General features: G+C 70.8%; 25 protein-coding genes and 1 pseudogene. 11 read left to right on the plus strand and 15 right to left on the minus strand.

Translation table 11 applies throughout. The annotated features are described in order from the left end of the window. The first annotated feature begins 104 nt into the window (after positions 1-104). The gene (locus tag ACZ7L7_RS26695) at positions 105-1,589 is read left to right on the plus strand and encodes a cytochrome P450 (protein WP_285511989.1); all 1,485 of its coding nucleotides are present in this window, start codon (positions 105-107) and stop codon (positions 1,587-1,589) included. A gap of 3 nt (positions 1,590-1,592) precedes the next feature. Here the strand turns inward: ACZ7L7_RS26695 and ACZ7L7_RS26700 are convergent, their stop codons facing one another. Beyond that, on the minus strand, positions 1,593-2,426 hold the full coding sequence (locus ACZ7L7_RS26700; protein ID WP_285511988.1) for a pentapeptide repeat-containing protein: 834 nt from the start codon (positions 2,424-2,426) through the stop codon (positions 1,593-1,595). A gap of 65 nt (positions 2,427-2,491) precedes the next feature. Next, a pseudogene (locus ACZ7L7_RS26705) lies at positions 2,492-3,218 on the minus strand (sigma factor-like helix-turn-helix DNA-binding protein); the annotation flags it as partial. 122 nt (positions 3,219-3,340) lie between these two features. Here ACZ7L7_RS26705 and ACZ7L7_RS26710 point away from each other — a divergent pair. Then, positions 3,341-3,838: a hypothetical protein gene (locus ACZ7L7_RS26710; RefSeq protein ID WP_285511987.1), complete on the plus strand. Its 498-nt coding sequence runs from the start codon at positions 3,341-3,343 to the stop codon at positions 3,836-3,838. Between the two features lie 357 nt (positions 3,839-4,195). Here ACZ7L7_RS26710 and ACZ7L7_RS26715 read toward each other — a convergent pair whose 3' ends face one another. The 3 genes from ACZ7L7_RS26715 to ACZ7L7_RS26725 are packed head-to-tail and all read right to left on the minus strand — an operon-like array spanning position 4,196 to position 5,798. Then, positions 4,196-5,050 carry a helix-turn-helix domain-containing protein gene (locus ACZ7L7_RS26715; RefSeq protein WP_471432791.1) on the minus strand — a complete coding sequence of 285 codons (855 nt, stop codon included), beginning with the start codon at positions 5,048-5,050 and terminating at the stop codon, positions 4,196-4,198. 6 nt (positions 5,051-5,056) lie between these two features. Continuing rightward, positions 5,057-5,572, minus strand: coding sequence for a DUF6879 family protein (locus ACZ7L7_RS26720; RefSeq protein WP_285511985.1), 516 nt, complete (start codon positions 5,570-5,572; stop codon positions 5,057-5,059). Continuing rightward, entirely contained in the window at positions 5,547-5,798 is a 252-nt protein-coding gene (locus tag ACZ7L7_RS26725; protein ID WP_471432789.1) for a hypothetical protein, read from the minus strand. The genes ACZ7L7_RS26720 and ACZ7L7_RS26725 overlap by 26 nt, the downstream gene beginning before the upstream one ends. A gap of 303 nt (positions 5,799-6,101) precedes the next feature. On the opposite strand from ACZ7L7_RS26725, the gene ACZ7L7_RS26730 reads away from it, so the two are divergent. From ACZ7L7_RS26730 to ACZ7L7_RS26740, 3 genes are all read left to right on the plus strand, one after another. After that, positions 6,102-6,419, plus strand: coding sequence for a DUF6415 family natural product biosynthesis protein (locus ACZ7L7_RS26730; RefSeq protein ID WP_285511983.1), 318 nt, complete (start codon positions 6,102-6,104; stop codon positions 6,417-6,419). A gap of 81 nt (positions 6,420-6,500) precedes the next feature. Further along, positions 6,501-6,854, plus strand: a complete 354-nt coding sequence (locus tag ACZ7L7_RS26735) for a DUF397 domain-containing protein (protein WP_285511982.1) — start codon at positions 6,501-6,503, stop codon at positions 6,852-6,854. After that, a complete protein-coding gene (locus ACZ7L7_RS26740) occupies positions 6,854-7,093 on the plus strand; it encodes a hypothetical protein (protein ID WP_285511981.1) in 240 nt (79 codons plus the stop codon). The genes ACZ7L7_RS26735 and ACZ7L7_RS26740 overlap by 1 nt, the downstream gene beginning before the upstream one ends. Positions 7,094-7,228: 135 nt before the next feature. Here the strand turns inward: ACZ7L7_RS26740 and ACZ7L7_RS26745 are convergent, their stop codons facing one another. The 9 genes from ACZ7L7_RS26745 to ACZ7L7_RS26785 form a co-directional block, all read right to left on the minus strand. Next, positions 7,229-7,972: a PIG-L deacetylase family protein gene (locus tag ACZ7L7_RS26745; RefSeq protein WP_472077481.1), complete on the minus strand. Its 744-nt coding sequence runs from the start codon at positions 7,970-7,972 to the stop codon at positions 7,229-7,231. 34 nt (positions 7,973-8,006) lie between these two features. After that, positions 8,007-9,308, minus strand: a complete 1,302-nt coding sequence (locus ACZ7L7_RS26750; protein ID WP_472077483.1) for an alpha/beta fold hydrolase — start codon at positions 9,306-9,308, stop codon at positions 8,007-8,009. 102 nt (positions 9,309-9,410) lie between these two features. Continuing rightward, positions 9,411-10,436 (minus strand): LacI family DNA-binding transcriptional regulator, encoded by a 1,026-nt coding sequence (locus ACZ7L7_RS26755; protein ID WP_471592202.1) that lies wholly within the window; start codon positions 10,434-10,436, stop codon positions 9,411-9,413. Between the two features lie 84 nt (positions 10,437-10,520). Then, complete coding sequence (locus tag ACZ7L7_RS26760; protein ID WP_471428944.1) at positions 10,521-11,933, minus strand: BNR repeat-containing protein; 1,413 nt, start codon at positions 11,931-11,933, stop codon at positions 10,521-10,523. Between the two features lie 16 nt (positions 11,934-11,949). Next, a complete protein-coding gene (locus ACZ7L7_RS26765; protein ID WP_472077486.1) occupies positions 11,950-12,270 on the minus strand; it encodes an L-rhamnose mutarotase in 321 nt (106 codons plus the stop codon). 17 nt (positions 12,271-12,287) lie between these two features. Then, a complete protein-coding gene (gene rhaS / locus ACZ7L7_RS26770; protein WP_285511975.1) occupies positions 12,288-13,370 on the minus strand; it encodes a rhamnose ABC transporter substrate-binding protein in 1,083 nt (360 codons plus the stop codon). Between the two features lie 138 nt (positions 13,371-13,508). Beyond that, on the minus strand, positions 13,509-14,480 hold the full coding sequence (locus ACZ7L7_RS26775; RefSeq protein ID WP_472077488.1) for an ABC transporter permease: 972 nt from the start codon (positions 14,478-14,480) through the stop codon (positions 13,509-13,511). Continuing rightward, entirely contained in the window at positions 14,473-15,513 is a 1,041-nt protein-coding gene (locus tag ACZ7L7_RS26780) for an ABC transporter permease (protein WP_453604626.1), read from the minus strand. The genes ACZ7L7_RS26775 and ACZ7L7_RS26780 overlap by 8 nt, the downstream gene beginning before the upstream one ends. Continuing rightward, positions 15,510-17,027 carry a sugar ABC transporter ATP-binding protein gene (locus ACZ7L7_RS26785; RefSeq protein ID WP_285511973.1) on the minus strand — a complete coding sequence of 506 codons (1,518 nt, stop codon included), beginning with the start codon at positions 17,025-17,027 and terminating at the stop codon, positions 15,510-15,512. Before ACZ7L7_RS26785 ends, ACZ7L7_RS26780 begins: the two co-directional genes overlap by 4 nt. 272 nt (positions 17,028-17,299) lie before the next feature. Here ACZ7L7_RS26785 and rhaI point away from each other — a divergent pair, with 272 nt between their 5' ends. The 6 genes from rhaI (at position 17,300) to ACZ7L7_RS26815 (ending at position 25,009) form a co-directional block, all read left to right on the plus strand. Continuing rightward, positions 17,300-18,460: an L-rhamnose isomerase gene (gene rhaI, locus ACZ7L7_RS26790; protein WP_472077491.1), complete on the plus strand. Its 1,161-nt coding sequence runs from the start codon at positions 17,300-17,302 to the stop codon at positions 18,458-18,460. 135 nt (positions 18,461-18,595) lie between these two features. Next, complete coding sequence (locus ACZ7L7_RS26795) at positions 18,596-20,635, plus strand: bifunctional aldolase/short-chain dehydrogenase (protein WP_472077493.1); 2,040 nt, start codon at positions 18,596-18,598, stop codon at positions 20,633-20,635. Positions 20,636-20,643: 8 nt separating this feature from the next. Further along, positions 20,644-22,071 (plus strand): rhamnulokinase, encoded by a 1,428-nt coding sequence (locus tag ACZ7L7_RS26800; RefSeq protein ID WP_472077538.1) that lies wholly within the window; start codon positions 20,644-20,646, stop codon positions 22,069-22,071. Between the two features lie 69 nt (positions 22,072-22,140). Next, positions 22,141-22,896: a (Fe-S)-binding protein gene (locus ACZ7L7_RS26805; protein WP_453604632.1), complete on the plus strand. Its 756-nt coding sequence runs from the start codon at positions 22,141-22,143 to the stop codon at positions 22,894-22,896. After that, complete coding sequence (locus tag ACZ7L7_RS26810; RefSeq protein ID WP_285511969.1) at positions 22,893-24,371, plus strand: LutB/LldF family L-lactate oxidation iron-sulfur protein; 1,479 nt, start codon at positions 22,893-22,895, stop codon at positions 24,369-24,371. Before ACZ7L7_RS26805 ends, ACZ7L7_RS26810 begins: the two co-directional genes overlap by 4 nt. Next, complete coding sequence (locus tag ACZ7L7_RS26815; RefSeq protein ID WP_471592198.1) at positions 24,368-25,009, plus strand: LutC/YkgG family protein; 642 nt, start codon at positions 24,368-24,370, stop codon at positions 25,007-25,009. The genes ACZ7L7_RS26810 and ACZ7L7_RS26815 overlap by 4 nt, the downstream gene beginning before the upstream one ends. 3 nt (positions 25,010-25,012) lie before the next feature. Here ACZ7L7_RS26815 and ACZ7L7_RS26820 read toward each other — a convergent pair whose 3' ends face one another. After that, positions 25,013-26,014, minus strand: coding sequence for a hypothetical protein (locus ACZ7L7_RS26820; protein WP_471592197.1), 1,002 nt, complete (start codon positions 26,012-26,014; stop codon positions 25,013-25,015). Positions 26,015-26,165: the final 151 nt, after the last annotated feature.

A 26,165-nucleotide genomic window follows, 5' to 3' on the forward strand; every position in this document is an offset into this window, starting at 1 on the left:
CCTTACTTGACGCGGGTTCAACAACCGGATCAGACTGGGGCCGCGCGCTATTGAACCGACGTACAACAGACCCCATCTGCCGGAGGATCAAGGGAGATCGCGCCATGGCGGAGACGACGACCCGGTCCGCGTCGCCCAAGGGTTTCCGCGGCGCCGGCCAGGGCTGGCCCGCACTGCACCGCATCCCGCACCCGCCGCGCCGGCTCCCGCTGCTCGGCGATGTGCTGGGCGCCAACCGGTCCACGCCGCTCCAGGACTCCATGCGCCTGGGCCGCCAACTGGGGCCGATCTTCCGGCGCAAGGCGTTCAACAGGGAGTTCGTGTTCGTGTGGGGCGCGGCGCTGGCCGCCGACCTCGCGGACGAGACGCGGTTCGCCAAGCACGTCGGCCTCGGCATAGCGAACCTGCGGCCCGTGGTCGGGGACGCGCTGTTCACGGCGTACAACCACGAGCCGAACTGGCAGCTCGCGCATGACGTGCTGGCGCCCGGGTTCAGCCGGGAGGCCATGGAGGGGTACCACCCGATGATGCTGGACGTGGCCGGGCGGCTGACCGACCACTGGGACCGGGCGGCCCTGGCCGGGCGGACCGTGGACGTGCCCGGCGACATGACCAAGCTGACCCTGGAGACCATCGCGCGCACCGGGTTCGGGCACGACTTCGACTCCTTCGAACGGTCCCGTCCGCACCCCTTCGTCACCGCGATGGTCGGCGTGCTCGCCTACGCCCAGCGGCTGAACACCGTCCCGGCGCCTTTCCTGCTGAGCTCCGCCGCGCGCCGCAACGACGCCGACATCGCCTACCTCCACCGCACGGTCGACGACCTGGTCCGCAGGCGCCGCGGCGGTTCCGGCGGGAGCGGGGACCTGCTCGACCGGATGCTGGAGACCGCCCACCCCGAGACCGGGGAACGCCTCGCCCCCGAGAACGTCCGCCGCCAGGTCATCACCTTCCTGGTCGCGGGCCACGAGACGACCTCCGGCGCGCTGTCCTTCGCGCTGTACTACCTCGCCCGGCACCCGGAGGTGGCCGCCCGAGCCCGCGCCGAGGTGGACGAGGTGTGGGGCGACACCGAACGGCCCGGCTACGACCAGGTGGCCAAGCTGCGGTACGTACGCCGCGTACTGGACGAGTCGCTGCGGCTGTGGCCGACGGCGCCCGCCTTCGGCCGGGAGGCGCGGGAGGACACCGTGCTGGCCGGGGAGCACCCCATGCGGCGCGGCGCCTGGACGCTGGTCCTCACCCCGCTGCTGCACCGCGATCCTGCGGCCTGGGGCCCGGACGCCGAGCGTTTCGACCCCGACCGCTTCGACCCCAAGGCGGTACGGTCCCGGCCCCCGCACACCTTCAAGCCCTTCGGCACCGGCGCCCGCGCCTGTATCGGCCGCCAGTTCGCCCTGCACGAGGCGACGCTGGTCCTGGGTCTGCTGCTGCGCCGTTACACCCTGCGGCCGGACCCCGGCTATCGGCTCCGGGTGACGGAACGGCTGACCCTGATGCCGGACGGGCTGCGGATGGGAGTGGAGCGGAGGACTGCCGGTCCGGTCGGAGCGGAGGCACGCTGTCCCGCCAGTGGGGTGGAGGGCTGACCGTCAGCCCTTCGCGGCGGCCCAGTGCGCGGGCCGCTCCAGCGCCCCCGGCAGCTTGGTCCCGCCGCTCCCCCGTGCCGCGTTCACCTGCGGCTGGGTCAGGAAGATCGCGCCGGTCAGGTCGGCGTCGGTCAGATCCGCGTCGCGCAGGTCCGCGCCCAGCAGGTCCGCGCCCCGCAGGTCCGCTCCGGTGAGGTCGGCCGCGATGAGGTAGGTGCCGCGGAGGCTGATGCCCCGGAGGTCGGCGCCCTGGAGACGGGCGCCCACCAGGTCGGCGCCCCGGCGGTCCTTGCGGCGGCCGCGCAGGTTCGCCCGGGTCAGTTCGCTTGCCCGGAGCAGCAGCATGCCCACTTCCTGGCGGTGGGGGCCCACGTCCAGGGCGGACAGCTCCTTTGGAGTGCCCGCCGCCAGGTCCTCCGTCTTCCGCAGCAGGCGGCGCAGACCGGCGTGGACGGGGCGGGCGGCGGGGAGGGTCAGGGCCTCGGTGAGGTACCAGAGCAGTTCGTGGAGCTGGCGGACGACCGGGAACACGTCGAACATGCGCCGGGCGTGCTCGGCGGGACCGGTGCGCCAGTCCTGGCCGCCGAAGGTGACCTGCGAGACCCGCTGACCGGCACCGAAGCAGTCGTAGACCGTGCACCCGGACCAGCCCCGCTCCCGCAGCCGGGTGTGGATGCCGCAGCGGTGGTCGTCCTGGAGGTTGCGGCAGGGCGTCCCGGCCCGCTTGTCGACGGGGAAGTCGGCGGACGCGGCGAACGGCAGGGCGACACAGCACAGTCCGAAGCAGTTCGCGCAGTCGCCGCGCAGGCCGGCCGGGTCGAGGGGCAGATCTCGCATGCCGACCAGCCTACGGGCGTCCGCGCGCCGCTATCCGGCCAGGTCAGACAGGTCGAGCCCGGCCGCCGCGCGGGGTCGGCCAGGATGTACATACCGGTGATCCGGCCGTCGGTGACGGTAAGCGCCGTGACCGACAGTGGCTTGCCGTCGGGCGCGACCACCCCCGGCACGACCGGCGCGTACCGCGCGAACTCGCGGAACAGCATTGCCTGTTCGGCCACCGGCTGCGCCCCGCACCATCTTCGACGCCGCCGCCCCGCCGACCAACGGACCGGAGTCGGCACGCAGCACGATCCCGGGGTCGAGGAGTTCCAGCAGGGCGTCGAAGTCCCCGGCCCGGCAGGCCGTCAGGAAGGCGTCCAGGACCTGGCGGTGCCGTCCCAGGTCCGGCTCGGTGGGCGGGGTGGCGCCGCGGACCCGGCGCCGGGCGCGGCTGGCGAGCTGGCGGGTCGCGGCCGGGCTGCGCTCCACGATCCGCGCGATGTCGTCGAAGGGCACGGCGAACATGTCGTGCAGCACGAACGCCAGCCGCTCGGCGGGTTCCAGCGTCTCAAGGACGACCATCATGGCCAGCCCCACCGAGTCGGCCCGCAGCACCTCCTGCTCCGGGTCGGTCCGGGGCAGCGGGCGGATCACGGGGTCGGGGACGAGGGTGTCGTCCAGCGGGTCCTCGCGCCGCGTGGCGCGCGAACGCAGCAGGTCCAGGCAGACCCGGCCCACCACCGTGGTCAGCCAGCCGCCGAGGTTGCGGATCTCCTCGGTGTCGGTGCGGCTGAGCTTCAGCCACGGCTCGTATTGGCGCCCAGTAACCATCGGCACCCGAACGCAGAGTAACGGTCCCGTCACAGCGTCAACTCCAGCCCTGCACGCACGACATGCTGCCCCTGCCAGCACCAGCACTCCCAGGGGAAACCATGCGCGACCGCATCACCACCGTCGCTGTACTCGCCGCTCTCACCCTCACCGCCTGCAGCAGCGAGGACAGCGACGGTCAGGCCGACGCCAAGCCGAACACCGCCATCTCTCAGACCGCTGCAGCAGCGGCAGGCGACAGCACCGACGGCTACGACAGCGCCCAGGACATCTCCAACGCGCTCAAGGACGCGGGGCTCACCGTCTCCGCGCCGGAGGAAGACACAGACGCCTCGTACATCACCGAAGTCGGCGGCACCTCGTACACCTTCACCGTCACCGACCAGGACGAGGCGGCCAGCGACGCCGGCATCAACATGTTCCCCAACCCCGAGGCGCTGGCCGCATGGATCCCCCTGTCCAAGCAGTTCGGCGGCGTCGCAGTCACCGGCGACACCTGGGCCGTCAGCCTGCCCACCCGCGACAAGGCTGCCCGCGACGACAGCAAGCGCCTCGCCCCCAAGGTCGCCGAAGCACTGAACGGCACCGTTCAGCAGTAGACCCAAGCGCTGCCCCGTACCAGCCAGGTACGGGGCAGCCACCACAACCACCCCAGACGACGGCACGCCACAGCACCGTCGCACCATGCACATGCTGTGCACACAACGCGTCGTGACGCCCCGTCAGTGCCACGACATCCCTGGGGAAAGCATGCACGCCCGAAGAACACTCACCGCCCCCTGCTCACCCTCGCAGCCCTCACCGCAGCCTGCGGCAAGTCCGAAGAAGAAATCGCCGCCGACTGCCAGAAGGCGCTCGGAGGGTGCCCGTGGCTGGCAACCCCCGCAACGACCCCCTCCGTGAGGGCCCGGACAGCGTGCTCGCGAGTGCAAGGGGGCGTTTCGTCGTGCCCGGGTTCAGCGCAAGGCCTCGATGGCCTTCACGATCAGTGCCCTGGCCTCGGCTCCGTACACGGCCAGCTCAGTCAGCCGGGCGAACGCCCGCAGGTAGATGTCCAGTTCGCCGGGGGCAGTGACGGTCACCTTCGCGGCGAGCAGTTCAACGTGAATGCGTGCGTCGTCGAAGACCGTGAACTGTTCCAGCGGCCACATCACGCCTTCTCTTGGGGCTGCGGCCGGGATGATGCCGAGCGACATGGACGGGAGTGGCATAGCGGCGAGCAAGTTCCCGAGCTGGCCGACCATCACCTCTGGTCCGCCCACCATGTGGTGAAGGACGTTCTCCTCGATGAGCGTCGCGAACCGGTGGTCGCCCTCGTGGATTACCCGGGCCCGGCGCATCCGCACCTCGACTGCCTCGGAGACGTCGTCCGGGGTGCCGCGGAAACCCGCGATGGTGCCCATGAGCGCTGCCGCGTAGCCGGGCGTCTGCAGGTAGCCGGGCACCACGTGCGAGGCGTAGACGCGGAACAGCCGGGTGCTCTCGTACAGCTTGGCCGAGGTCTCTGCGAGCCGCTTCATGCCCGTGCGTTGGAGACGTTTCCAGTGCAGGTACATGGCGTCCGCTTGTCGGCTGGCCGCGATCAGGTCCTCGGCCTCCTGGTCGGCGCCGCAGGCAGTGCACCAGGCGCGGATGTCCGAGTCGGCGGGGGCCGTGACGGCATTCTCGATCCGTGAGGACTTGGCTACGGACCATCCGGCGAGGCGGGCGAGTTCCTTACTGGTGATTCCCGCGTCCAGGCGCAGCTCCCGCAGCCTGGCCGCGAGAGCTGCGCGCGCTTCCTGCACGCTGGACGTGGGGAATGTGGACATTGCTGGCTACTTGACCTCGTACTGGTCATGCGGGATGGCCCGCTCCCAGACGCGCTCGAACGCCGCGGCATACTGGTCCACCACGTCCTGGTCGTCGCACAGCTCCTTGCTGATCCACTCGCCGTCGCCCGAGAAGTGGTGCACGCGCATCAGCCGCCCGTCGAAAATCCACAGGTCGGCGCCAGGCAAAAGCAGGTTCCACGCAAGGTGCCGGGGCAGCCACCGGACTTGTTCGCCGGCCTCCAGGTTGGCGCGGGTCTGGTAGTGCTCCCATCGGATGTAGTCGCTGACCGGCTCGGACACGATGCGGGCGCGGCGCACGGTCACACCTCGGGCGACGGCGTCGGCGATGTTCTGGTGGTAGGGCCGCCACCAGGACGCCCTGTCATCCCAGTCGACGCGGTGCCCGTCCTGCCATGCCTCGAAGCGGGGGTTGCTGTAGTAGGCGTCCCGCATTTCCAGATGGACCGCCGACTTGCGTGTGTCGTCGAGGAGTTCAGCGAACCCCGGGATCGAGCTCATTGCACGCCTTCCTGATGATGTGGATCATGCGGGCCGGGATCCGGATGATTGTCTCGCTTGGCGGGATCGGGGCCCTCGCCGGGGACAGCGCGTCGCAGGTCGCCGTGGTTTCGGCGTCGGCCTTGTAGCGCTGGATCAGCAGGTCGTCGGTCTGCGTGTCCACCCAGACTGTGGGGCATCCGTCCTCGTCTGTCTCGGGGTCAATTCCGACGAAGTGAATGGTCATGGTGGCTGGCCTCCGGCGCTAGGCGGTTGCAGCGATTTACATCTGAGTCAGCCCTCGCGCATCCTATGGCCAAGAGCACAAGTCAGCCATGACCAGCGCACTAAAACTGCCATGTAATTCCGTGCAACTTCGTGGCCTGCCGGATGATCCGGTTCCTATGGTCGGTGGAAACGACGGAACCCGGCGGCCGTTGCGACCGGCCCCGGAGTGGCCAACGCTGCTGCGAGCGTCGACATGGCATCAGATAGCATCCCCGCGCCCTCGGCGTCAGGGCAGGACCAGAGCCCGCCGGACATCGCTACGATGCGGGCCGTCGTCGACGAGTTCCTCCACCCGGACGCCGCACCCGAAGCGCTCCCGCCGGCACCCGCCGACCTGGAGACGCTCACCTGCCAGCTCCGCGGCCACATCGCGCTGCTCCTGCCCGAGGTCGAGCAGGTGGCCAAACGGCTACCGAGCGGCAGCATCCCGCGTTACTGCCTGCTCGCCTGCGCTGGGGAGGCTCGCGGCAGACTCCGCAAAACACCGAGCCCACGGTTCAACGGCCCGGTCGGGCACGCGCGGCGCCTGGCCCGCTCCCTCGATGCCCTGTGCGACCACTACGAGCACGTCGGGCACTGACCCCCGTGCACTCCCCTCCCGCCGCCGGTCCGCAAGCCACAGCAGGACGGGCACTGCAGGAACACGAAGAAGGGATACCCGATGGGCAGCATCACCAACGGCAAGGTCACCCTCCCGTTCGAGAACGCCAACGCGCTCGGCCGGTCGTGGCGCAAGGCGTCCCGCACCGACCTCGGGCCAATGATCCCGGACGAGGACTGCGTCCTGGTCGCCGCAGGGCCGCACGCCAAGGATCACCCGCACCCGAAGGTCAGCGACGGCACCCGCATGATCGAGGTGACAGACTCCAAGGACCCGGCCGCCCCGGTCCTGGCGTTCACCCGGGTGGAGTTCACCAAGTTCTGCCAGGGCGTCAAGGACGGCGAGTTCGACGACCTGATGGCGACGGACGCCGACCTGGAGGGCGCCGGGGCGGGCGCGGTCAGCGCCACCTGATGGACAGCGCCACGACCGACCGGGCGTTCATGTTCGTGGAGCGCAGGTACGGCGGCACCCCCTGTATGGAGTGCAGGAGCCGCAAGACCGTCGGCACGCTCTACCAGGGCACCGTCATCGCCTCGTGCGAAGACTGCGGGCGCGCCACACACATCGGCCCCCTGGCCCGGCTGTGGAACCCGGGCAGGGCCACGACCGCACCCCGCAGGCGCCCGGCCCGCCCGCAGCTCCAGCGGTAGGACGAACGGCCGCTGAGCACAAGATCGTCACTCATGGACGGCCCACCCCAATACCAGCTGCCACGCGGTGGGGTCGGGCTGCGGCGCCCCCGGTCCAAGGATCGGGGGCGCTGTTGTCGTGTGGCAGTGTTGGGGTCAGCGGGCGAACACCTCGAAGGTGACCGCCGGCTTCCCGTCGAACCGCTCCCCCGTCGCCGTCGCGGTCTCGGTGAGGAAGCGGCGGGCGTACGTCTCCGGGTCCTCGTCCGTCAACGCCTCGATGTAGGTGCGGTGTTCGAGGAGCGAGCGCACCGCCCGCTCCAGTCCGGCTGAGGCGTCCACGGCGTGGGTGGGCGAGCTGGAACCGGCGACGGCGACCCAGCGGACGCCGTTCCAGGGCTCCAGGCCCTGCTCGACCAGTTCGGGGAAGATCCACCGGTTCCCGGCGTCGGCGGCGGCGTCCAGCGTGGCGCGGCCCACCGCCACGTGGTCGGGGGTGTTCCAGGCGACGCCGCTCCAGGTGTCCCGGTGGTTGAGGGTGATGACCAGTTCGGGCCGGTGGCGGCGGATCGCGGCGGCGATGTCCCGGCGCAGGGCGGTGCCGTACTCGATCACCCCGTCCTTGTGGTCGAGGAACTCCACCACCGACACCCCGACTACCGCCGCGCTCGCCCGCTGCTCCTGTTCCCGCAGCACGGCGCAGCGCTCGGGGTCGAGGGTGTCGATACCGGCCTCGCCCCGGGTCGCCAGGACGTACGCGATCTCGCGTCCCTGGTCGGTCCACGCGGCGACGGCCGCCGAGCAGCCGTACTCCAGGTCGTCCGGGTGGGCCACCACGGCGAGGGCGCGCTGCCAGTCCTCGGGCATGGGGCGGAGTCGGGTGATCATCGGATCTGCCATGCCCGCAGACTAGTCAGCGCAGCCCCCCGTTTCCTCACATTTCGTCACGCATCAGTGCCAGCAGCCGGTCCAGCACCCGGGGTCCGCCCGCGCGCACGCCGTCGTGCTCGAACTCGTCGGTGACCCAGGTGCGCAGGCCACGAATGGTGCGGGCGGTGCGCAGGGAGTGGGCGGTGTCGACGTACATGTCGTCGTGGTAGATCGCCGCCGCGACCGGCACCTCGTTGGCGGCGAGCCGCGCGGGGTCGTACAGCGGGGTCCAGTCGCTGCGGGCGGCGAGCAGTTCGGCGGTCTCGCGCAGCGGGCGCAGCGCGGGGTCGCACTCGAACATCCAGGGGTGGATGGTCTCCCCGGTCAGCAGCACCGGTCCGTCCCCGGCGAGCGCCTTGGCCGCGTCGAACTGCGGGAACTCGGCGCGCACCCGCTCGGCGGACCAGGCGGTGGGGCGGGCGTCCTGGGCGTAGATCGCCTCGTGGACGAGGGCGTACAGGGGGTGGCTCGCGTACGACAGCAGGCTCTGCATGTCCTCCTGGAAGGCGTCGGAGAGGGCCATGCCCTGCGGGGTGCGCACGAAGGCGTGCTCCAGCAGGAAGTGCAGACGGTGGCTGCCCTCGCCGCCGCCGAGCATGATGCCGACGGACTGGAACGCCTCGGCGGTGAGCCGGTAGCCGTTCGGGAGCACCACGTCGTGGCCGAGCAGGTGGTCGACGATGCGGCGGACCCGCTCCACGTCCTGCGGATAGCGCTCGTAGTGCGCGGTGACCTTGCGCTCGATGCGCGGGTAGGCCGCGCGGTAGACGTCGTCGGCGTGGGCGTCGAGCGAGGGCAGGCCGCCGGTGATGATGGCGCCGCTGAGGCCCTCGGGGGCGGTGGACAGGTAGTTCACGGTGCAGAAGCCGCCGAAGCTCTGCCCGAGGACGGTCCAGGGGGCGCCGCCGGTGACGGCGGGCCGGATGGCCTCGCAGTCCCGGACGATGGAGTCGGCGCGGAAGCGGGTGAGGTAGTCGGCCTGCTCGGCGGGGCCGCCGCGCAGCGGCAGCGTCTGGCGGTTCGCGGGCGTGGAGTGGCCGGTGCCGCGCTGGTCGAGCAGGAGCACCCGGTAGTCCTTCAGGGCCCGGCCGAGCCAGGCCTGCTTGCCCACGAACCGGTTCGCGCCGAAGCCGGGGCCGCCCTGGAGGTAGACCAGCCACGGCAGGTCCTGGCCCGCCCGGTCACCGGCGACCACCTCGCGGGCGAAGAGCTCGATGGTCTCCCCCGCCGGGTCGTCGTGGTCGAGGGGCACGGTGAAGCGGCGGTCGGTCAGTACGACGCCGGGCTGGCGATAAGTCGCGGTCAACAGGGCTCCCGGGACGGACGGATGGTGCGGGACGCGTCCCAGTTCAGCACATGTCCGTCCGATATCCGATCCCCCGATCATGAATTTGTACTGAACGACCGATCAGCGGGCCGACAGGCTGGAGCGCCGCACCACCAGTTCGGGCTGGAGCACCACCCGGCGGTGCTCGTGTCCGCGCGCGCCCTCCTCGCCCTCGGTCTCCTCCAGCAGCAGCTCGGCGGCGAGGGCGCCCATGGTGACGGCGGGCTGCCGTACCGAGGTCAGCGGGACGGCCGCGGCGGCGGCGAACTCGATGTCGTCGTAGCCGACGATGGCGAGGTCGTCGGGGACGGAGACCCCGGCCGCGTACATGGCCTGGAGGACGCCGAGGGCGAGCAGGTCGTTGGCGCAGAACACGGCGGTCGGCCGGTCGGCGAGGCCCAGCAGCCGGGCGCCCGCGTCCCGGCCGGCGGCCACGTCGAGCCGTTCGGTGGGCAGCTCGCGCAGCGCCTCGGGGCCGAGCCCGGCCTCGGCGAGCGCGTTCAGGGCGCCGGTACGGCGGTCGCGGACCTGGTTGAGGCTGGGCGGACCGCTGACGTACGCGATCGAGCGGTGCCCGGCGTCGACCAGGTGCCGGACGGCGAGGGCGCCGCCCGCGACGTCGTCGACGGAGACCGAGCACTCGGTGGTGCCCTCGGCGACCCGGTCGACGAGGACGAAGGGGATGTTGTGCCGCCGGAAGGTCTCGATGTTGCGGCCGGTGGCGTCCGCCGGGGTCAGCAGCACCCCGCGCACCCGCTGCTCGGCGAAGAGCGACAGGTACTCGGCCTCCTCGCTCGCGCTCTGCGCGCTGTTGCAGACCATCACGCCGAGCCCGGCCTCCCGGGCGGCCCGCTCGGCGCCGCGCGCCACGTCGACGAAGAAGGGGTTGCCCATGTCCAGGACGAGCAGCCCCATGATCCTGCTGCGGCCGGCGCGCAGCTGGCGCGCGGACTCGCTGCGGACGTAGCCCAGCCGGTCGATCGCCGAGAGCACCCGGGCGCGGGTCTCGGTGGCGACCGTGTCCGGACGGTTGATCACGTTCGAGACCGTGCCGACGGAGACTCCGGCGGCGCGGGCGACATCCTTGATACCCACCGACTGGGCCATCGGGCAGGGACCTCCAGGGAAAACGAGGGGCGGCGGGCGGGAGGGTCTTCACATTACCGTCACGCCGCCCTTGTACGGCATGGGTCAGGCGGGGAGCCGGAAGTCGACGACACGGAGCGCCGACGGTGTCGTTCCGGTGGATTTCACCTGGTACATCACCGACAGCACGTTGTCCTGGGCGACCCGCGTCTCGTCGATCACGACCTCCCCGAACGCGTTCAGCCCGGCCCCGTCGTACAGCAGGGTCCAGTCGCTGTACCCGGACGACTTGGAGGCTCCGGCGATCCGGCCGAAGGGGAGGATCGCATAGGCGTTGTCGTACTTGTCCAGGATCAGCTTGGTGCGCTGGCTGGAATTCAGCGGGACCGGGATCTCGGTTTTCTGCCAGGTGCCGGAGGCGTTCCTCCGCACGTGGAAGGCGCGCCCGTTGGCCGTGCGGTTCGCGACGTAGTTCGTCGTGCACTGCCCGAAGCGGCCGGGGACGTAGGAGACGATCGCGTGCGGGCGGCCGGCGGAGTCGGTGGCCTGGCTCTCCTGGTTCATCAGGGAGTGGTCCGGGTTGAGCGGGTCGACGACCAGTCCGGCGTCGGTGACGGCGACCCGGTCGGAGCCGCCGGTGGTGCCGACGACGGTGCCCGCGTTGTTGCGCCAGGTGCGTCCACGGTCGTCGGAGTAGACGTAGCCGGTGTCGTGGTTGGTGATGCCGCCGCCGTTGCACATCACGGCGCCGTTCTGCTCGCGCCAGGTGAAGAAGGCGTGCAGCCGGCCGTTGCGGTCGTAGTCGATGCCGTGCAGGTACATGTTGCGGGCGGTGGAGGAGCCGTGCTCGCTGCTGTACGTGCCGGTGGAGCTGGTCCACTCCCCCAGCGCGGTCCACTTCGTGCCGTCGTACTCGGCGAGGGCATTGCGGCCGTTGCCGGAGATCCCGGCCCGGTAGCTGAGCTGGAGGCGGCCCTCGGGGGTGGCGATGAACTGCGGGTAGGTGAACTGGCTGGTCAGGGTCACGCCGTCCAGGGTGGACTGGGGTGCGCCGAAGCGGCTCGCGGTCCAGGACAGTCCGCCGGGGTTGTCCATCAGCCCGGCGACCGACTTGACGTAGGTGAAGCCGTCGCTGTGGGAGTCCATGTTCAGGTGCAGGCGTCCATCGACGCGGGAGACGCCCATGGAGATCACGTTGTGGGAGTCGTTGTAGCGCAGGGTGTGGCCGACCTTCACCGTCGACCAGGTGCTGGAGCCGAGCGGGCGGCGGCCGACGACGGCGTTGCGGTCGGCGCTGTACCAGACGGCGTACTGGTGGCCCTGGTAGGTCAACAGGGCGTTCTTCTGGAAGGAGTTGTTGTTGACCAGGCCGTCGTAGGAGACGAAGAAGATGGCCTGCGGGTCGAGGGTGGTGGTGCCGGTCGGGGTGACGGACGGCCCGGGATCGGCGGCCCGTGCCGTGCCCGGGGTGGCCACGGCGGCGAGCAGGGCGGTCGCCAGTACGGTGCGTCTTCTCATGGAAAGCGGCTCCGGCTCAGGCTAGATGGAAGACTTCGGTGAGGGGTTTCATCGATTCGTCGGGGCGGGCGCCGTCCAACTGCTCGAAGAACGGCGCCATTTCGGCCTGCCAGCGGGCGTTGACCTCGGTGGCCTCCATGCCGGCCAGGGCGGCGGCGAAGTCCTCGGTCTCCAAGTAGCCGACGATCAGGCCGTCCTCGCGCAGGAAGAGCGAGTAGTTGTGCCAGCCGGTGGCCGAGAGCGCGGCGCGCATCTCGGGCCACACCTCGGCGTGCCGTTCGCGGTACTCGTCGAGCCGGTCCGCCCGGACCTTCAGCACGAAGCACACACGCTGCATCAACTGCCCCCTGGGGATCAGAAGTTGTACTGGTCGATGTTCTTGGCGTCGAACACGGTGGGCTTGCCGAGGCTGATCACGCCGTCCTTGCCGATCGTGTACTCGCCCATGTCCCCGGCGGTGAAGGTCTCGCCCTCCTTGCCGGTGATCTGCCCGGACACCAGCGCCACGGCGGTACGGGCGGCCAGCTCGCCCAGCTTGGCCGGGTCCCACAGCTCGAAGGCCTCGACGGTGCCGTTCTTGACGTACTTGCGCATGTCGTTGGGGGTGCCGAGGCCGGTCAGCTTGACCTGGCCCTTGTACTTGGAGCCCGACAGGTACTGGGCGGCGGCCTTGATGCCGACGGTGGTCGGGGAGATGATCCCCTTCAGGTTCGGGTACTCCTGGAGCAGGCCCTGGGTCTGCTGGAAGGACTGCTGGGCGTCGTCGTTGCCGTAGGCGACCTTCACCAGCTTCATGTCCTTGTACTTGGGATCCTTGAGCTCGTCCTTCATGAACTCGATCCAGGTGTTCTGGTTGGTCGCGGTCTGCGCGGCGGACAGGATCGCGATCTCGCCCTTGTACCCGATCTGTTCGGCGAGCAGCTGCACCTCGGTGCGGCCCAGGTCCTCGGCACTGGCCTGCGAGACGAAGGCGTTGCGGCAGTCGGCCTTGGTGTCGGAGTCGTAGGTGACGACCTTGATGTCGTTCTTCATGGCCTGCTTGAGCGCGGTGCACAGGGCGCCGGGGTCCTGCGCGGAGACGGCCATGGCGTCGACCTGCTGCTGGGTGAGCGTGTTGACGTAGGAGACCTGTCCGGCGGTGTCGGTGGCGCTGGACGTCCCGACCTCCTTGTAGCTGGAGCCCAGTTCCTTCAGGGCCGCCTCGCCGCCCTTGTCGGCGGAGGTGAAGTAGGGGTTGTTGACCGCCTTGGGCAGGAAGCCGACGGTCAGCCCCTTCTTCAGCTCGGCGTTGGGGTCCGCCTTGCCGGCGCTCGCGGCGGAGGCGTCCTCCTTGGCGACGTCCTCCTTGGTGGTGCCGCCGCAGGCGGTGAGAGCGAGGGCGAGGGAGGTGGCGGCGGCGAGCGCCGCGGAAGCGCGACGGAGGGATGACTTACGCATGGAAGGGTTCCTTTAGGACGAGGGGAGGGGGAGGCGCGCCCCCTTGCGGGGCGCGTGTCGAGGTGCGGCTCCGCCGCGCGGGGCGCGAGCAGCCGCGGACGGCGGTCAGTGGTGAGCGGGCAGGGCAGTGGTCAGTGGTCAGCCGGACGATTGAGCCCGTGCGACGGCGAGTTGCCGGGCGACCCGGGGCCCGAGGACGGAGAGCACGAGCAGCACACCGGTGACGAGGATCTGCGTCTGCGCCGAGACGTCCTGAAGACTCATGACGTTCTGCAGCGCACCCAGCAGGAACACCCCGGCGATCGCACCGCCGAGCGTTCCCTTGCCACCGTCGAAGTCGATCCCGCCGAGCAAGACGGCCGCCACGACGGACAGTTCGAGCCCGGTCGCGTTGTCGTACCGGGCGGACGCGTAGTGCAGCGCCCAGAAGATCCCGGTGAGCGACGCCATGACCCCGGTGGCCGTGAACAGGATCAGCTTCTGCCGCTTGACCCGGATCCCGGCGAACCGCGCCGCCTCCTCGCTGGCCCCGATCGCGAACAGCGACCGTCCGAAGGGCATGGCGTGCAGAACGATCACCGCGATCGCGAGGAGCACGAGGAAGGGCAAAAACGCGTACGGGATGAACGTGTCGCCGATCCGACCGGAGGCGAAGTCCAGGTACGGGGCGGGGAAGTCGGTCACCGCGTCGGAGCCGAGCACGATCTGTGCGATGCCCCGGTAGGCGGCCAGCGTTCCGATGGTCACGGCGAGCGACGGCAGCCCCAGCCTGGTCACCAGCAGACCGTTGATCAGTCCGCACACCACTCCGAGCAGCAGACAGATCGGAATGATCGTCTCGATCGTCATGCCCTGGTTCCACAGGGCGCCCATCACGGCACCGGACAGGCCCGCGGTGGAGGCGACCGAGAGATCGATCTCGCCCGAGACGACCAACAGGGTCATCGGCAGGGCGATCAAGGCGATCGGAAGGGTGTTCCCGATCAGGAACGACAGGTTGAGCGCGTTGCCGAAACCGTCGACGAATCCGAAGGACAGCAGGAGCACGACGATCAGAAGGGCGCCGACCACCGTGTCCCAGCGGACCGCGCGGGTGAGGGAGTCAGGCATGGCGGGCGTTCCTCTTCTTCAGGGCCGAGGCCACGCGCAGCGCGACGATCCGGTCGACCGCGATGGCGAGGATGAGCAGGATGCCGTTGATGGCGAGTACCCACACGGAGCTGACGCCGAGGGCGGGCAGCACGCTGTTGATGGAGGTCAGCAGCATCGCGCCGAGGGCGGCGCCGTAGACGCTGCCGGAGCCGCCGGTGAAGACGACGCCGCCGACCACGACCGCGCTGACGACGGTGAGTTCGTAGCCGCTGCCGGTCCCGGAGTCGACGTTGCCGAACCGGGCGAGGTACATGGCCCCGGCGAGCCCGGTCACCGCGCCGCAGAAGGTGTACGCGGCGAGGATCCGCTTGCGCACGGGGATGCCGGCGAGGCGGGCGGCCTCGGGGTTGGAGCCGAGGGCGTACAACTCGCGCCCGCTGCCGTAGTGCTTGAGGTAGTAGGCGGTCGCCACCAGGACGGCGAGGGCGATCAGCGCGAGGTAGGGCACGGCGGAGATACCGCCGGAGCCGAAGTCGACGAAGCCGTCGGGGAGATCGGCCGCGGTGATCTGGCGGGAGCCGACCCAGATGGAGTCGATGCCGCGGATGATGTACAGCGTGCCGAGGGTGACGACGAGGGCGGGCACCTGGCCGAGGCTGACGAGCAGTCCGTTGAGCAGCCCGAAGCCGACGCCCAGCAGCACGGCGAGGGCCACGGCGACAACCGGATCTCCCCCGCCCTGGAGGTACGTACCGGCGGCGAAGGCGGTGATGCCGAGGGTGGAGCCGACCGACAGGTCGACGTTGCGGGTGATGACCACCAGGGACTGGCCGACGGCGACCAGTACCAGGATGGTCGCGTTGAGGAGCAGGTCCTTGATCCCCTGCTCGGTGAGGAACTCGCTGTTGCCGGCCTGGGTGACGGCGATCATCACCAGGAAGACGATCAGGATGGCCAGTTCGCGCATCTTGAAGACGCGGTCGACGAGCCGGGTCGCGCCCTGCTGGGGCGCCTCGGCGACGGGGGCTTGCTCGGGGGTGGTCACCGTCATGCGGCGGCCCTCCCGGTGGCTGCGGCCATCACGGTTTCCTCGGTGGCTTCGGAGCGGGGGATCTCGGCGGTGAGGCGGCCCTCGTGCATGACGAGGACGCGGTCGGCCATGCCGAGCACCTCGGGCAGGTCGGAGGAGATCATCAGGACGGCGACGCCGTCGGCGGCGAGTTCCGACAGCAGCCGGTGGACCTCGGCCTTGGTGCCGACGTCGATGCCGCGGGTGGGTTCGTCGACGATGAGGACGTCGGGCCGGGTCGCCAGCCATTTGGCGAGGACGACCTTCTGCTGGTTGCCGCCGGAGAGGGTGGAGACGGCGTCGGCGATCCGGGCGTACTTGACCTGGAGCTTGACGGCCCAGTCCAGCGAGCGGCTGCGTTCGGCGCCGCGGTCCATCAGCCCGGCCCTCACGGTCGTGCGCAGTCCGGTGAGTCCGATGTTCCGCTCGATGGACATGTCCATCACCAGGCCCTGGGCGCGCCGGTCCTCCGGCACGAGGGCGAGACCTGCCGCCATGGCGGTCGACGGGGCGCCGTTGACCAGGGCCTTCCCGCCCACGCTGACCTCACCGGCGTCCCAGCGGTCGACCCCGAAGACGGCCCGGGCGACCTCGGTGCGGCCCGCGCCGACCAGCCCGGCCAGGCCGACGATCTCACCGCGCCGCACCTCGAAGGAGACATCGGTGAAGACGCCCTCGCGGGTCAGCCGGCGCACGCTCAGCGCGACCTCGCCCGGCACCACGTCCTGCTTGGGGTACAGCTCGTCGAGGTCGCGGCCGACCATCCGGCGCACCAGGTCGTCCTCGGTCATCCCCTCCAGCGGTTCACTGGCGATCCAGGCGCCGTCGCGCAGGGTCGTCACCCGCTCGCAGATCTGGAAGATCTCCTCCAGCCGGTGGGAGATGAACAGGACGGCGGCGCCCTGCTCGCGCAGGGTGCGGACGACGTTGAAGAGGCGGGCGACCTCGCTGCCGGTGAGGGCGGCGGTCGGCTCGTCCATGATCAGGACGCGGGCGTCGAAGGAGAGCGCCTTGGCGATCTCGACGATCTGCTGGTCGGCGATGGACAGTCCGCGCGCCGGCCGGTCCGGGTCGAGCTGGACGTCCAGGCGCCGCATCAGCGCCAGGGTGGCGGCGTGGGTGGCCTTGTGGTCGATGCGGCCGAGGGCGCGCCGGGGCTGGCGGCCCATGAAGATGTTCTCGGCGATCGACAGGTCGGGGAAGAGGGTCGGCTCCTGGTAGATCACGGCGATGCCGGCGTCGCGGGCGTCGCCGGGGCCGTGGAAGACGACGGGCGCGCCCTCGAGCAGCACCTGGCCGGAGTCCGGCCGGTGCACTCCGGCGAGGGTCTTGATGAGGGTCGACTTGCCCGCGCCGTTCTCTCCGGCGAGGGCGTGCACCTCCCCGGGGAACAGCTCCAGGGAGACGTCCCGCAGGGCGCGGACCGCGCCGAAGGACTTCGAAACGTCCCTGAGCGCCAGGACCGGGGCCGGACCCGTGGTGGACGGGTGGGTCATGGGGGCTCCTCGACGACGTCGGCGGGACGGCCCTCGCGACGTCGTGAAAGGTTTCAACTCGGTTGCCGGGACGTTAGGCACGCGGCGCATGTCACGTCAATGGGTCCGTATCGAAAAACTTTCGAGGTTTGAAGGTCACGGCAGAGTCACGAGCGATCGCCTGCGACATGGGGCTTGACACCCCTCCGGAGGGCTCATAGCTTCCCGTCTTGAATCGTTTCACAGCGATGCGTTTCTGAAGACTTTCCGAACCGACGTCACAGGAGCCCGAAGTGACCGAGCTCGCCGCGGTGAAGGCCGCGCTCAAGACCCAGGCCGTCGAGACGCCGTCGTGGGCGTACGGGAACTCCGGGACCCGGTTCAAGGTGTTCGCCCAGCAGGGAGTCCCGCGCACCCCGCGGGAGAAGCTGGAGGACGCGGCCCAGGTCCATGCCTTCACCGGAGTGGCGCCGACGGTCGCGCTGCACATCCCCTGGGACAAGGTCGACGACTACGCGGCGCTCGCCAAGTTCGCCGAGGAACGGGGCGTGGCGCTCGGCGCGATCAACTCCAATACCTTCCAGGACGACGACTACAAGCTGGGCAGCATCTGCCACCCGGAGGCAGCGGTGCGCCGCAAGGCCGTGGACCATCTCCTGGAGTGCGTCGACATCATGGACGCCACCGGGTCCCGGGATCTGAAGCTGTGGTTCGCGGACGGTACGAACTATCCCGGCCAGGACGACATACGCGCCCGGCAGGACCGGCTGGCCGAGGGCCTCGCGGAGGTGTACGAGCGGCTCGGGGACGGGCAGCGGATGCTGCTGGAGTACAAGTTCTTCGAGCCGGCCTTCTACACCACGGACGTCCCGGACTGGGGCACGGCCTACGCGCACTGCCTCAAGCTCGGGCCGAAGGCGCAGGTCGTGGTCGACACGGGGCACCACGCGCCGGGCACAAACATCGAGTTCATCGTCGCCACGCTGCTACGGGAGGGGAAGCTCGGCGGGTTCGACTTCAACTCGCGGTTCTACGCCGACGACGACCTGATGGTCGGCGCCGCCGACCCCTTCCAGTTGTTCCGGATCATGTACGAGGTGGTCCGGGGCGGGGGGTTCACACCGGACGTGGCGTTCATGCTCGACCAGTGCCACAACATCGAGGCGAAGATCCCGGCGATCATCCGGTCGGTGATGAATGTGCAGGAGGCCACGGCGAAGGCGCTGCTGGTGGATCGGGCGGCGCTGGGTGCCGCGCAGGCCGCGGGGGATGTACTGGGCGCCAACGCCGTGCTGATGGACGCGTTCAACACGGACGTGCGGCCGCTGCTCCGGGAAGTGCGCGAGGAGATGGGACTCGACCCCGATCCGATCGCCGCGTACGCCCGGTCCGGGTGGGCCGAGCGGATTGTCGCCGAGCGGGTTGGGGGCCGGCAGGCCGGGTGGGGGGCGTAAGCGTCCGCCGGCTTCTATTCCGTCGCGGGGTGCGGGCCGGTCGTGGCCGGTCGCGCCCGCGCGGCGGAGTCGCACATCCACACAGCCCCGCGCCCCTGAGCAGGTTCACCGCTTCTTCGTAAGGAACTCCTCACTATGTCAACCCATCCCGAAGCCGCCGCCCTCCTCGCCCGCTCCCACCGCCTCGGCTCCGACCCCCGCAACACCAACTACGCCGGCGGCAACGCCTCCGCCAAAGGCACCGCCACCGACCCCGTGACGGGGAGCGATGTGGAGCTGATGTGGGTCAAGGGGTCGGGAGGTGACCTGGGCACGCTCACCGAGGGCGGACTGGCGGTACTGCGCCTGGACCGCATGCGGGCGCTGGTCGACGTCTACCCCGGTGTCGACCGCGAGGACGAGATGGTCGCCGCGTTCGACTACTGCCTGCACGGGAAGGGCGGTGCCGCGCCCTCCATCGACACCGCCATGCACGGGCTGGTCGAGGCCGCTCACGTCGATCATCTGCACCCGGACTCGGGCATCGCGCTCGCCTGTGCCGCCGACGGGGAGAAGCTGACCGCCGAGTGCTTCGGGGACACCGTGGTGTGGGTGCCGTGGCGGCGGCCCGGGTTCCAGCTGGGGCTGGACATCGCGGCGGTGAAGGCGGCCAACCCGCAGGCCATCGGGTGCGTGCTCGGCGGGCACGGCATCACCGCCTGGGGCGACACCTCCGAGGAGTGCGAGCGCAACTCCCTGCACATCATCCGCACCGCCGAGCGGTTCCTCGCGGAGAAGGGCAGGGCCGAGCCCTTCGGGCCCGTCATCGAGGGCTACGAGGCACTCGGCGAGGGCGAGCGCAGGGAGCGGGCCGCCGCGCTCGCGCCGTACGTACGCGCCCTGGCCTCGCGGGACCGGGCCCAGGTCGGACACTTCACCGACGCCGAAGTCGTACTGGACTTCCTGGCGCGCGCCGAGCACCCGCGGCTGGCGGCCCTCGGCACCTCCTGCCCGGACCACTTCCTGCGCACCAAGGTCCGGCCGCTCGTCCTCGACCTGCCGCCGACCGCTCCGCTCGACGAAGCGATCGCCCGGCTGAAGGAGCTGCACGCCGAGTACCGCGAGGAGTACGCCGCCTACTACAGGCGGCACGCCCTGCCCGACTCGCCCGCGATGCGCGGCGCCGACCCGGCGATCGTGCTGATTCCCGGCGTGGGCATGTTCTCCTTCGGCAAGGACAAGCAGACCGCGCGGGTCGCGGGCGAGTTCTACATCAACGCCATCAACGTGATGCGCGGCGCCGAGGCGGTGTCGACGTACGCGCCCATCGAGGAGTCGGAGAAGTTCCGCATCGAGTACTGGGCGCTGGAGGAGGCCAAGCTCCAGCGGATGCCGAGGCCCAAGCCGCTCGCCACGCGGGTCGCGCTGGTGACGGGGGCGGGCAGCGGGATCGGCAAGGCCATCGCGCACAGGCTGACCGCCGAGGGGGCCTGTGTCGTCGTGGCCGACCTCAACGGGGACAACGCGGCAGCCGTGGCCGAGGAGTTGGGCGGGCCGGACAAGGCTGTGGCCGTGACCGTCGACGTGACCGACGAGGAACAGATCGCCGACGCGTTCAAGGCCGCCGTGCTCGCCTTCGGCGGGGTCGACCTGGTGGTCAACAACGCGGGGATCTCCATCTCCAAGCCGCTGCTGGAGACTTCGGCGCGCGACTGGGACCTGCAGCACGACATCATGGCGCGCGGTTCCTTCCTGGTCTCTCGGGAGGCGGCGCGGGTGATGATCGCGCAGGAGCTGGGCGGGGACATCGTGTACATCGCCTCCAAGAACGCCGTCTTCGCCGGGCCGAACAACATCGCCTACTCCGCGACCAAGGCCGACCAGGCTCACCAAGTGAGGCTGCTGGCAGCCGAGTTGGGGGAGCACGGGATCCGGGTCAACGGCGTGAACCCGGACGGCGTGGTGCGCGGTTCGGGCATCTTCGCCGGTGGCTGGGGTGCCCAGCGGGCGGCCGTGTACGGGGTGGAGGAGGAGAAGCTGGGCGAGTTCTACGCCCAGCGCACCATCCTCAAGCGAGAGGTGCTGCCCGAGCATGTCGCGGCCGCCGTCTTCGCCCTGACCGGCGGCGATCTCACCCACACCACCGGGCTGCACATCCCCGTCGACGCCGGCGTCGCCGCCGCCTTCCTGCGGTGAGCGGGTCTGTGAAGACGTACGCCGCGGTCGACCTGGGCGCGTCCAGCGGGCGGGTCATGGTCGGCCGGGTCGGGCCGGACAGCCTGGAACTGGCCGAGGCACACCGGTTCCCGAACCGTCCGGTGCGCGTGCCGGAAGGGCTGCGCTGGGATGTCCTCCGGCTGTACGCGGGGGTGCTGGACGGACTGCGCGCGGCGGGTCAGGTGGACTCCGTCGGCATCGACAGCTGGGCCGTGGACTACGGCCTGCTGGATGCCGACGGGGCACTGCTCGGCAATCCGGTGCACTACCGCGACACCCGTACGGAGGGTGTGGCGGAGAAGGTGTGGGCGAGCGTGCCCGCCGAGGAGCTGTACGCGGCGACCGGGTTGCAGTACGCGCCCTTCAACACCCTGTACCAGCTCAAGGCCGAGCGACTCACCGGTGCGCACCGGCTGTTGCTGATCCCCGACCTGCTGACGTACTGGCTGACCGGTGAGCAGGGCACGGAGCTGACCAACGCCTCGACGACCCAGCTCATCGACCCCCGCACCCGCGACTGGGCGGCGGACCTGGCCCAACGGCTGGGCATCGACCTGGAGTTGTTCGCACCGCTGCGACAGCCGGGCGAGGCGGCCGGGTTCCTGCGTCCCGAGGTGCTGGAGGAGACGGGGCTGTCAGGGCCCGTCCCCGTGACCGCCGTCGGTTCGCACGACACGGCGTCCGCGGTGGCCGCGGTCCCGGCCGCCGCCGGTGAGCGGTTCGCGTACATCTGCACCGGCACCTGGTCGCTGGCCGGACTCGAACTGGACGCGCCGGTACTGACCAAGGAGAGCCGCGCCGCCAACTTCACCAATGAGCTGGGGCTGGACGGCACGGTCCGGTATCTGCGCAACATCATGGGCCTGTGGCTGCTCCAGGAGTGCGTACGGGCCTGGGGCGAGCCCGACCTGGGCGCGCTGCTGCTTCAGGCGTCCAAGGTGCGGGCGCTCAGGTCGGTGGTGGACGCGGGGGACGCGGCGTTCCTGGCGCCGGGCCGGATGCCGGAGCGGATCGCCGAGGCGTGCCGCGCCTCGGGGCAGCCGGTGCCCGAGTCGCCCGCCGAGATCACGCGGTGCATCCTCGACTCGCTCGCCCTGGCCCACCGGCGTGCCGTCGCGGACGCCCAGCGGCTCGCCGACCGGCCGGTGGACGTGGTGTACGTGGTCGGCGGCGGTACCCGCAACGCCCTGCTCTGCCAGCTCACCGCCGACGCCTGCGGGCTGCCGGTGGTGGCGGGCCCGACGGAGGCCGCGGCACTCGGTAACGTCCTGGTCCAGGCCCGGCCGCACGGCCTGGTGCGCGACCTGGCCGACGGGCGGCGCCTGCTCACCCGTACCCAGCCACTGACCCGCTACGAGCCGCGCGGCCGGGCCGACCGGTGGCGGGAGGCGGAGGCCCGGCTCGCCGGGCGGTGAGTGGTCTCGCCGGGGCCGTGGGCCCGCACTACCCTGCAACCGTCCGATGATCGAAGAGAGGGAGCCGCGATGCGTGTCGCCCTGTTCCTGACCTGCGTGAACGACACGCTCTATCCGGACACCGGCCGCGCCGTGGTGAAGCTGCTGACCAGGCTGGGGGTCGAGGTCGACTTCCCGATGGCGCAGACCTGCTGCGGGCAGGCGCACTACAACACCGGCTACCGGCACGGCGCGGAGCCCCTGGCCCGGCATTTCTCCGAGGTCTTCGGCGCGTACGAGGCGATCGTCACCCCGTCGGGGTCCTGCGGGGCGATGGTGCGGGAGCTGTATCCGCGGATGGGTGAACGGGCGCGGGCGGAGGGGCGCGGGGACTCCCTCGCGGCCACCCTCGCGCCCGTGGTGCCCAAGACGTACGAGCTGACGGAGTTCCTGGTGGACGTGCTGGGGGTGACGGACGTCGACGCGTACTACCCGCACAAAGTGACCTACCACCCCACATGTCATGGCCTGCGCGGCCTCGGGCTGGGTGACCGGCCGCTGCGACTCCTGCGGGCCGTGCAGGGGTTGGAGCTGGTGGAGTTGCCGGGCGCGGACGAGTGCTGCGGCTTCGGCGGGACCTTCGCGGTGAAGAACGCCGAGGTGTCGGCGGCGATGGGCGCGGACAAGGTGCGCAACGCCGAGTCCACGGGGGCGGAGGTGCTGTGCGCGGCCGACAACTCCTGTCTGACGCACATCGGCGGCACGATGGCCCGGCTGCGCACCGGTATGCGGCCGGTGCACATCGCCGAGATCCTGGCGAGCACGGAGGAGGAACCGGCTCTGTGAGCGGGACATTCGTCGGTATGCCGGCCTTCCCCGAGGCCGCACGGGAGGCCGTGCACAACGCGACGCTGCGGGGCAATCTGCGGCACGCCACGCACACGATCCGCGCGAAGCGAGCCAAGGCCGTGGCGGAGGTGTCGGACTGGGCGGAGCTGCGGGAGGCGGGTGCGCGGATCAAGGATCACACGCTCCGTCATCTCGACCGCTATCTCGTGCAGTTGGAGGAGTCGGTCACCGCGGCGGGCGGGGTCGTGCACTGGGCCGCCGACGCGGACGAGGCGAACCGGATCGTCGCCGAACTGGTCAAGGCGACCGGGGAGACGGAGGTCGTCAAGGTCAAGTCCATGGCCACCCAGGAGATCGGACTCAACGAGGCCCTGGAAGCGGAGGGCATCCGCGCCTACGAGACCGATCTCGCCGAGCTGATCGTGCAGTTGGGCAAGGACCGGCCCTCCCACATCCTGGTCCCGGCGATCCACCGCAACCGGGGTGAGATCCGGGACATCTTCCGCGCGGAGATGGGCGAGTGGGGCCGCCCCGCCCCCGAGGGCCTGACCGACACGCCCGCCGAACTCGCCGAGGCGGCCCGGCTGCACCTGCGGGAGAAGTTCCTGCGCGCCAAGGTCGGCATCTCCGGCGCCAACTTCATGGTGGCCGAGACCGGCACCCTGGTCGTGGTGGAGTCCGAGGGCAACGGACGCATGTGCCTGACCCTGCCCGAGACGCTGATCTCGGTCGTCGGCATCGAGAAGGTCGTGCCCACCTGGCAGGACCTGGAGGTGTTCCTGCAGACCCTCCCCCGCTCCTCCACGGCCGAGCGCATGAACCCGTACACGTCGATGTGGACCGGCACCACGGACGGCGACGGCCCGCGCGCCTTCCACCTGGTGCTCCTCGACAACGGCCGCACCGACACCCTCGCCGACGAGGTCGGCCGCCAGGCCCTGCGCTGCATCCGCTGCTCGGCCTGCCTCAACGTGTGCCCGGTGTACGAGCGAGCGGGCGGCCACGCCTACGGCTCGGTCTACCCCGGCCCGATCGGCGCCATCCTCAGCCCTCAACTCCGGGGCACCGCAAGCGAGATCGACGCCTCCCTGCCGTACGCGTCCTCCTTGTGCGGGGCCTGCTACGAAGTGTGCCCGGTCGCCATCGACATCCCCGAGGTGCTGGTGCATCTGCGGGAACGCGTCGTGCAGGGCGGGCAGGTGATCCGGGGCGGCAACAAGGTCGTACTCAAGCCCGCCAAGGGGCACGCGGCGGAGCGGGCGGCCATGCGGGCGGCGGGCTGGGCGCTGGCCCGCCCCGGCGCCCTGCGCGCCGGCCAGCGGCTCGCCTCGCGCACCCGGCGCCTGCATCCGCGCACCCTGCCCGGCCCCGGCAGGGCGTGGACCGGCACCCGGGACCTGCCCGCGGTTCCGTCGGAGCCGTTCCGGGACTGGTGGCAGCGTACGCACGGCGGAAAGGGCGGCGCCAAGTGAGCAGCAGGGAACGGGTCCTGGGGCGAGTGCGGCGCGCGCTGGCAGACGTGCCGCCCGGTGAGGACACGCCGATCGAGCGCGGGTATCTGCGCGAGCACGGCGATCTGAGTACGGCGGAGACGGTGGAGCTGCTGGCGGAGAATCTGGCGGACTATCAGGCGGTCGTGCACCGGACGGACGCGGAGGAACTGCCGTACCTGATCATGCGGTTGCTCGCCGAGCGTGGCTCGCGGTCCGTGCTCGTTCCTCCGGGCCTGCCGCCGCGGTGGATGTCGGCCGCCGATGCCACGCGGGTCCACGACCGCGCGGTCAGCACTCCGCACGAGCTGGACCAGGTGGAGAGCGTGATCACCGGCTGTGCCGTGGCCATCGCCGAGACCGGCACGATCGTCCTCGACGGCTCCCCCGACCAGGGGCGACGGCGGATCACGCTCGTGCCCGACCATCACATCTGTGTCGTACGGGTTCCGGATCAGGTGGTCTCGTCCGTGCCGCAGGCCCTCGAACGCCTCGACCCCGCCCGTCCGTTGACCTGGATCTCCGGCCCTTCGGCGACCAGTGACATCGAGCTGGACCGCGTGGAGGGGGTGCACGGGCCGCGCACGCTGGAGGTGGTGCTGGTGTCCGCCGGTGCCTGATCGTCAGGCACCCTTCGGCCGCCGCGTCGCCTCGCGGCCCAGGATGCCGAAGGCCCACCGCTCGTTGAAGCCCGCGACGAAGCCGATGGCGCACCAGAAGCCCCAGAAGTCCGTGCCCTTGGCGGCCGATCCGGGGCTGCCCGGGGCCGCGCAGATCTCGGCGGCGGTGGCGGGCACCTCGAACACGGGCACCAGGCCGCCGCTGAGCAGGAAGTACACGGCCAGCGCGAGGATCCAGCCGACGCACACCCGGTACACGCCCTCGTGGCGCATACCGCGTGCCATCTGCCCCGGCACGACGAACCCGTCCCGCGAGCTGTTCTGACGTCTGGTCAACTGTTCCCCGTTGCCGCGCAGTCGGACCAGCACGCTGAGCACGGCGCCGAAGGCGCCGACCCCGCCGCACACGAACGCGCCCAGCAGATGCCAGCGGTTGGTGCAGTTGAGGGTGACGCCGAGCGCCCGCAGCAGATCGACGCCCCACAGCAGCGGCGCCGTGAGCAGCACCAGGCTGGCGGCGGAGCCGAGGGTGAGACCGACGTTCAGGCCCCGGCTGACGGCGGTCGCGCTGTCCTGCGCGAGCCGTCCGCGCAGGTCGGCGATCTCCTCGTCGAGGTATTCGGTGAGGTGCTCGTTCGGCTTGACGTCGTCGATCCGCGGATCGCGCAGGGCGTTGGCGAGCACGCGCTCCACCGTGACGCGCGCCGCGACCCGCGTGTTGCGCTCGAACGCCCGCTGTGAGGCGCCGTACAACAGCTGGAGCTGGAGCTGCTGTTCGGGATAGAGGTCGCTGAACTTCGCGTACGCCGGGCCGAGTCCGGCCGGTACCACATCGGTGAGCCCCTCGGGGCGCAGCTCGGTGTCCGCCCCCTCGACCGACTCACGCATCTGCTGCCACCACGTGGTGTGGAGGCGTCCCCCGTCGACCGTCATGAGGTAGCTGTACCCCCGCACACGACACCCCGGGAAGGCGGCGCGCCGCACCAGGTCGGTGACGGTTGTCACGAGCGCGTCACCCTGCGGCCGGTCGGCCGGGGCCCGTCGGAAGCGTCATCCCGCGGCCGGTCGGCCGGGGCCCGTCGGAAGCGTCATCCCGCGGCCGGTCGGCCGGGGCCCGTCGGAAGCGTCATCCCGCGGCCGGTCGGCCGGGGCCCGT

The sequence above is a fragment of the Streptomyces sp. NPDC110618 genome (assembly GCF_055657065.1).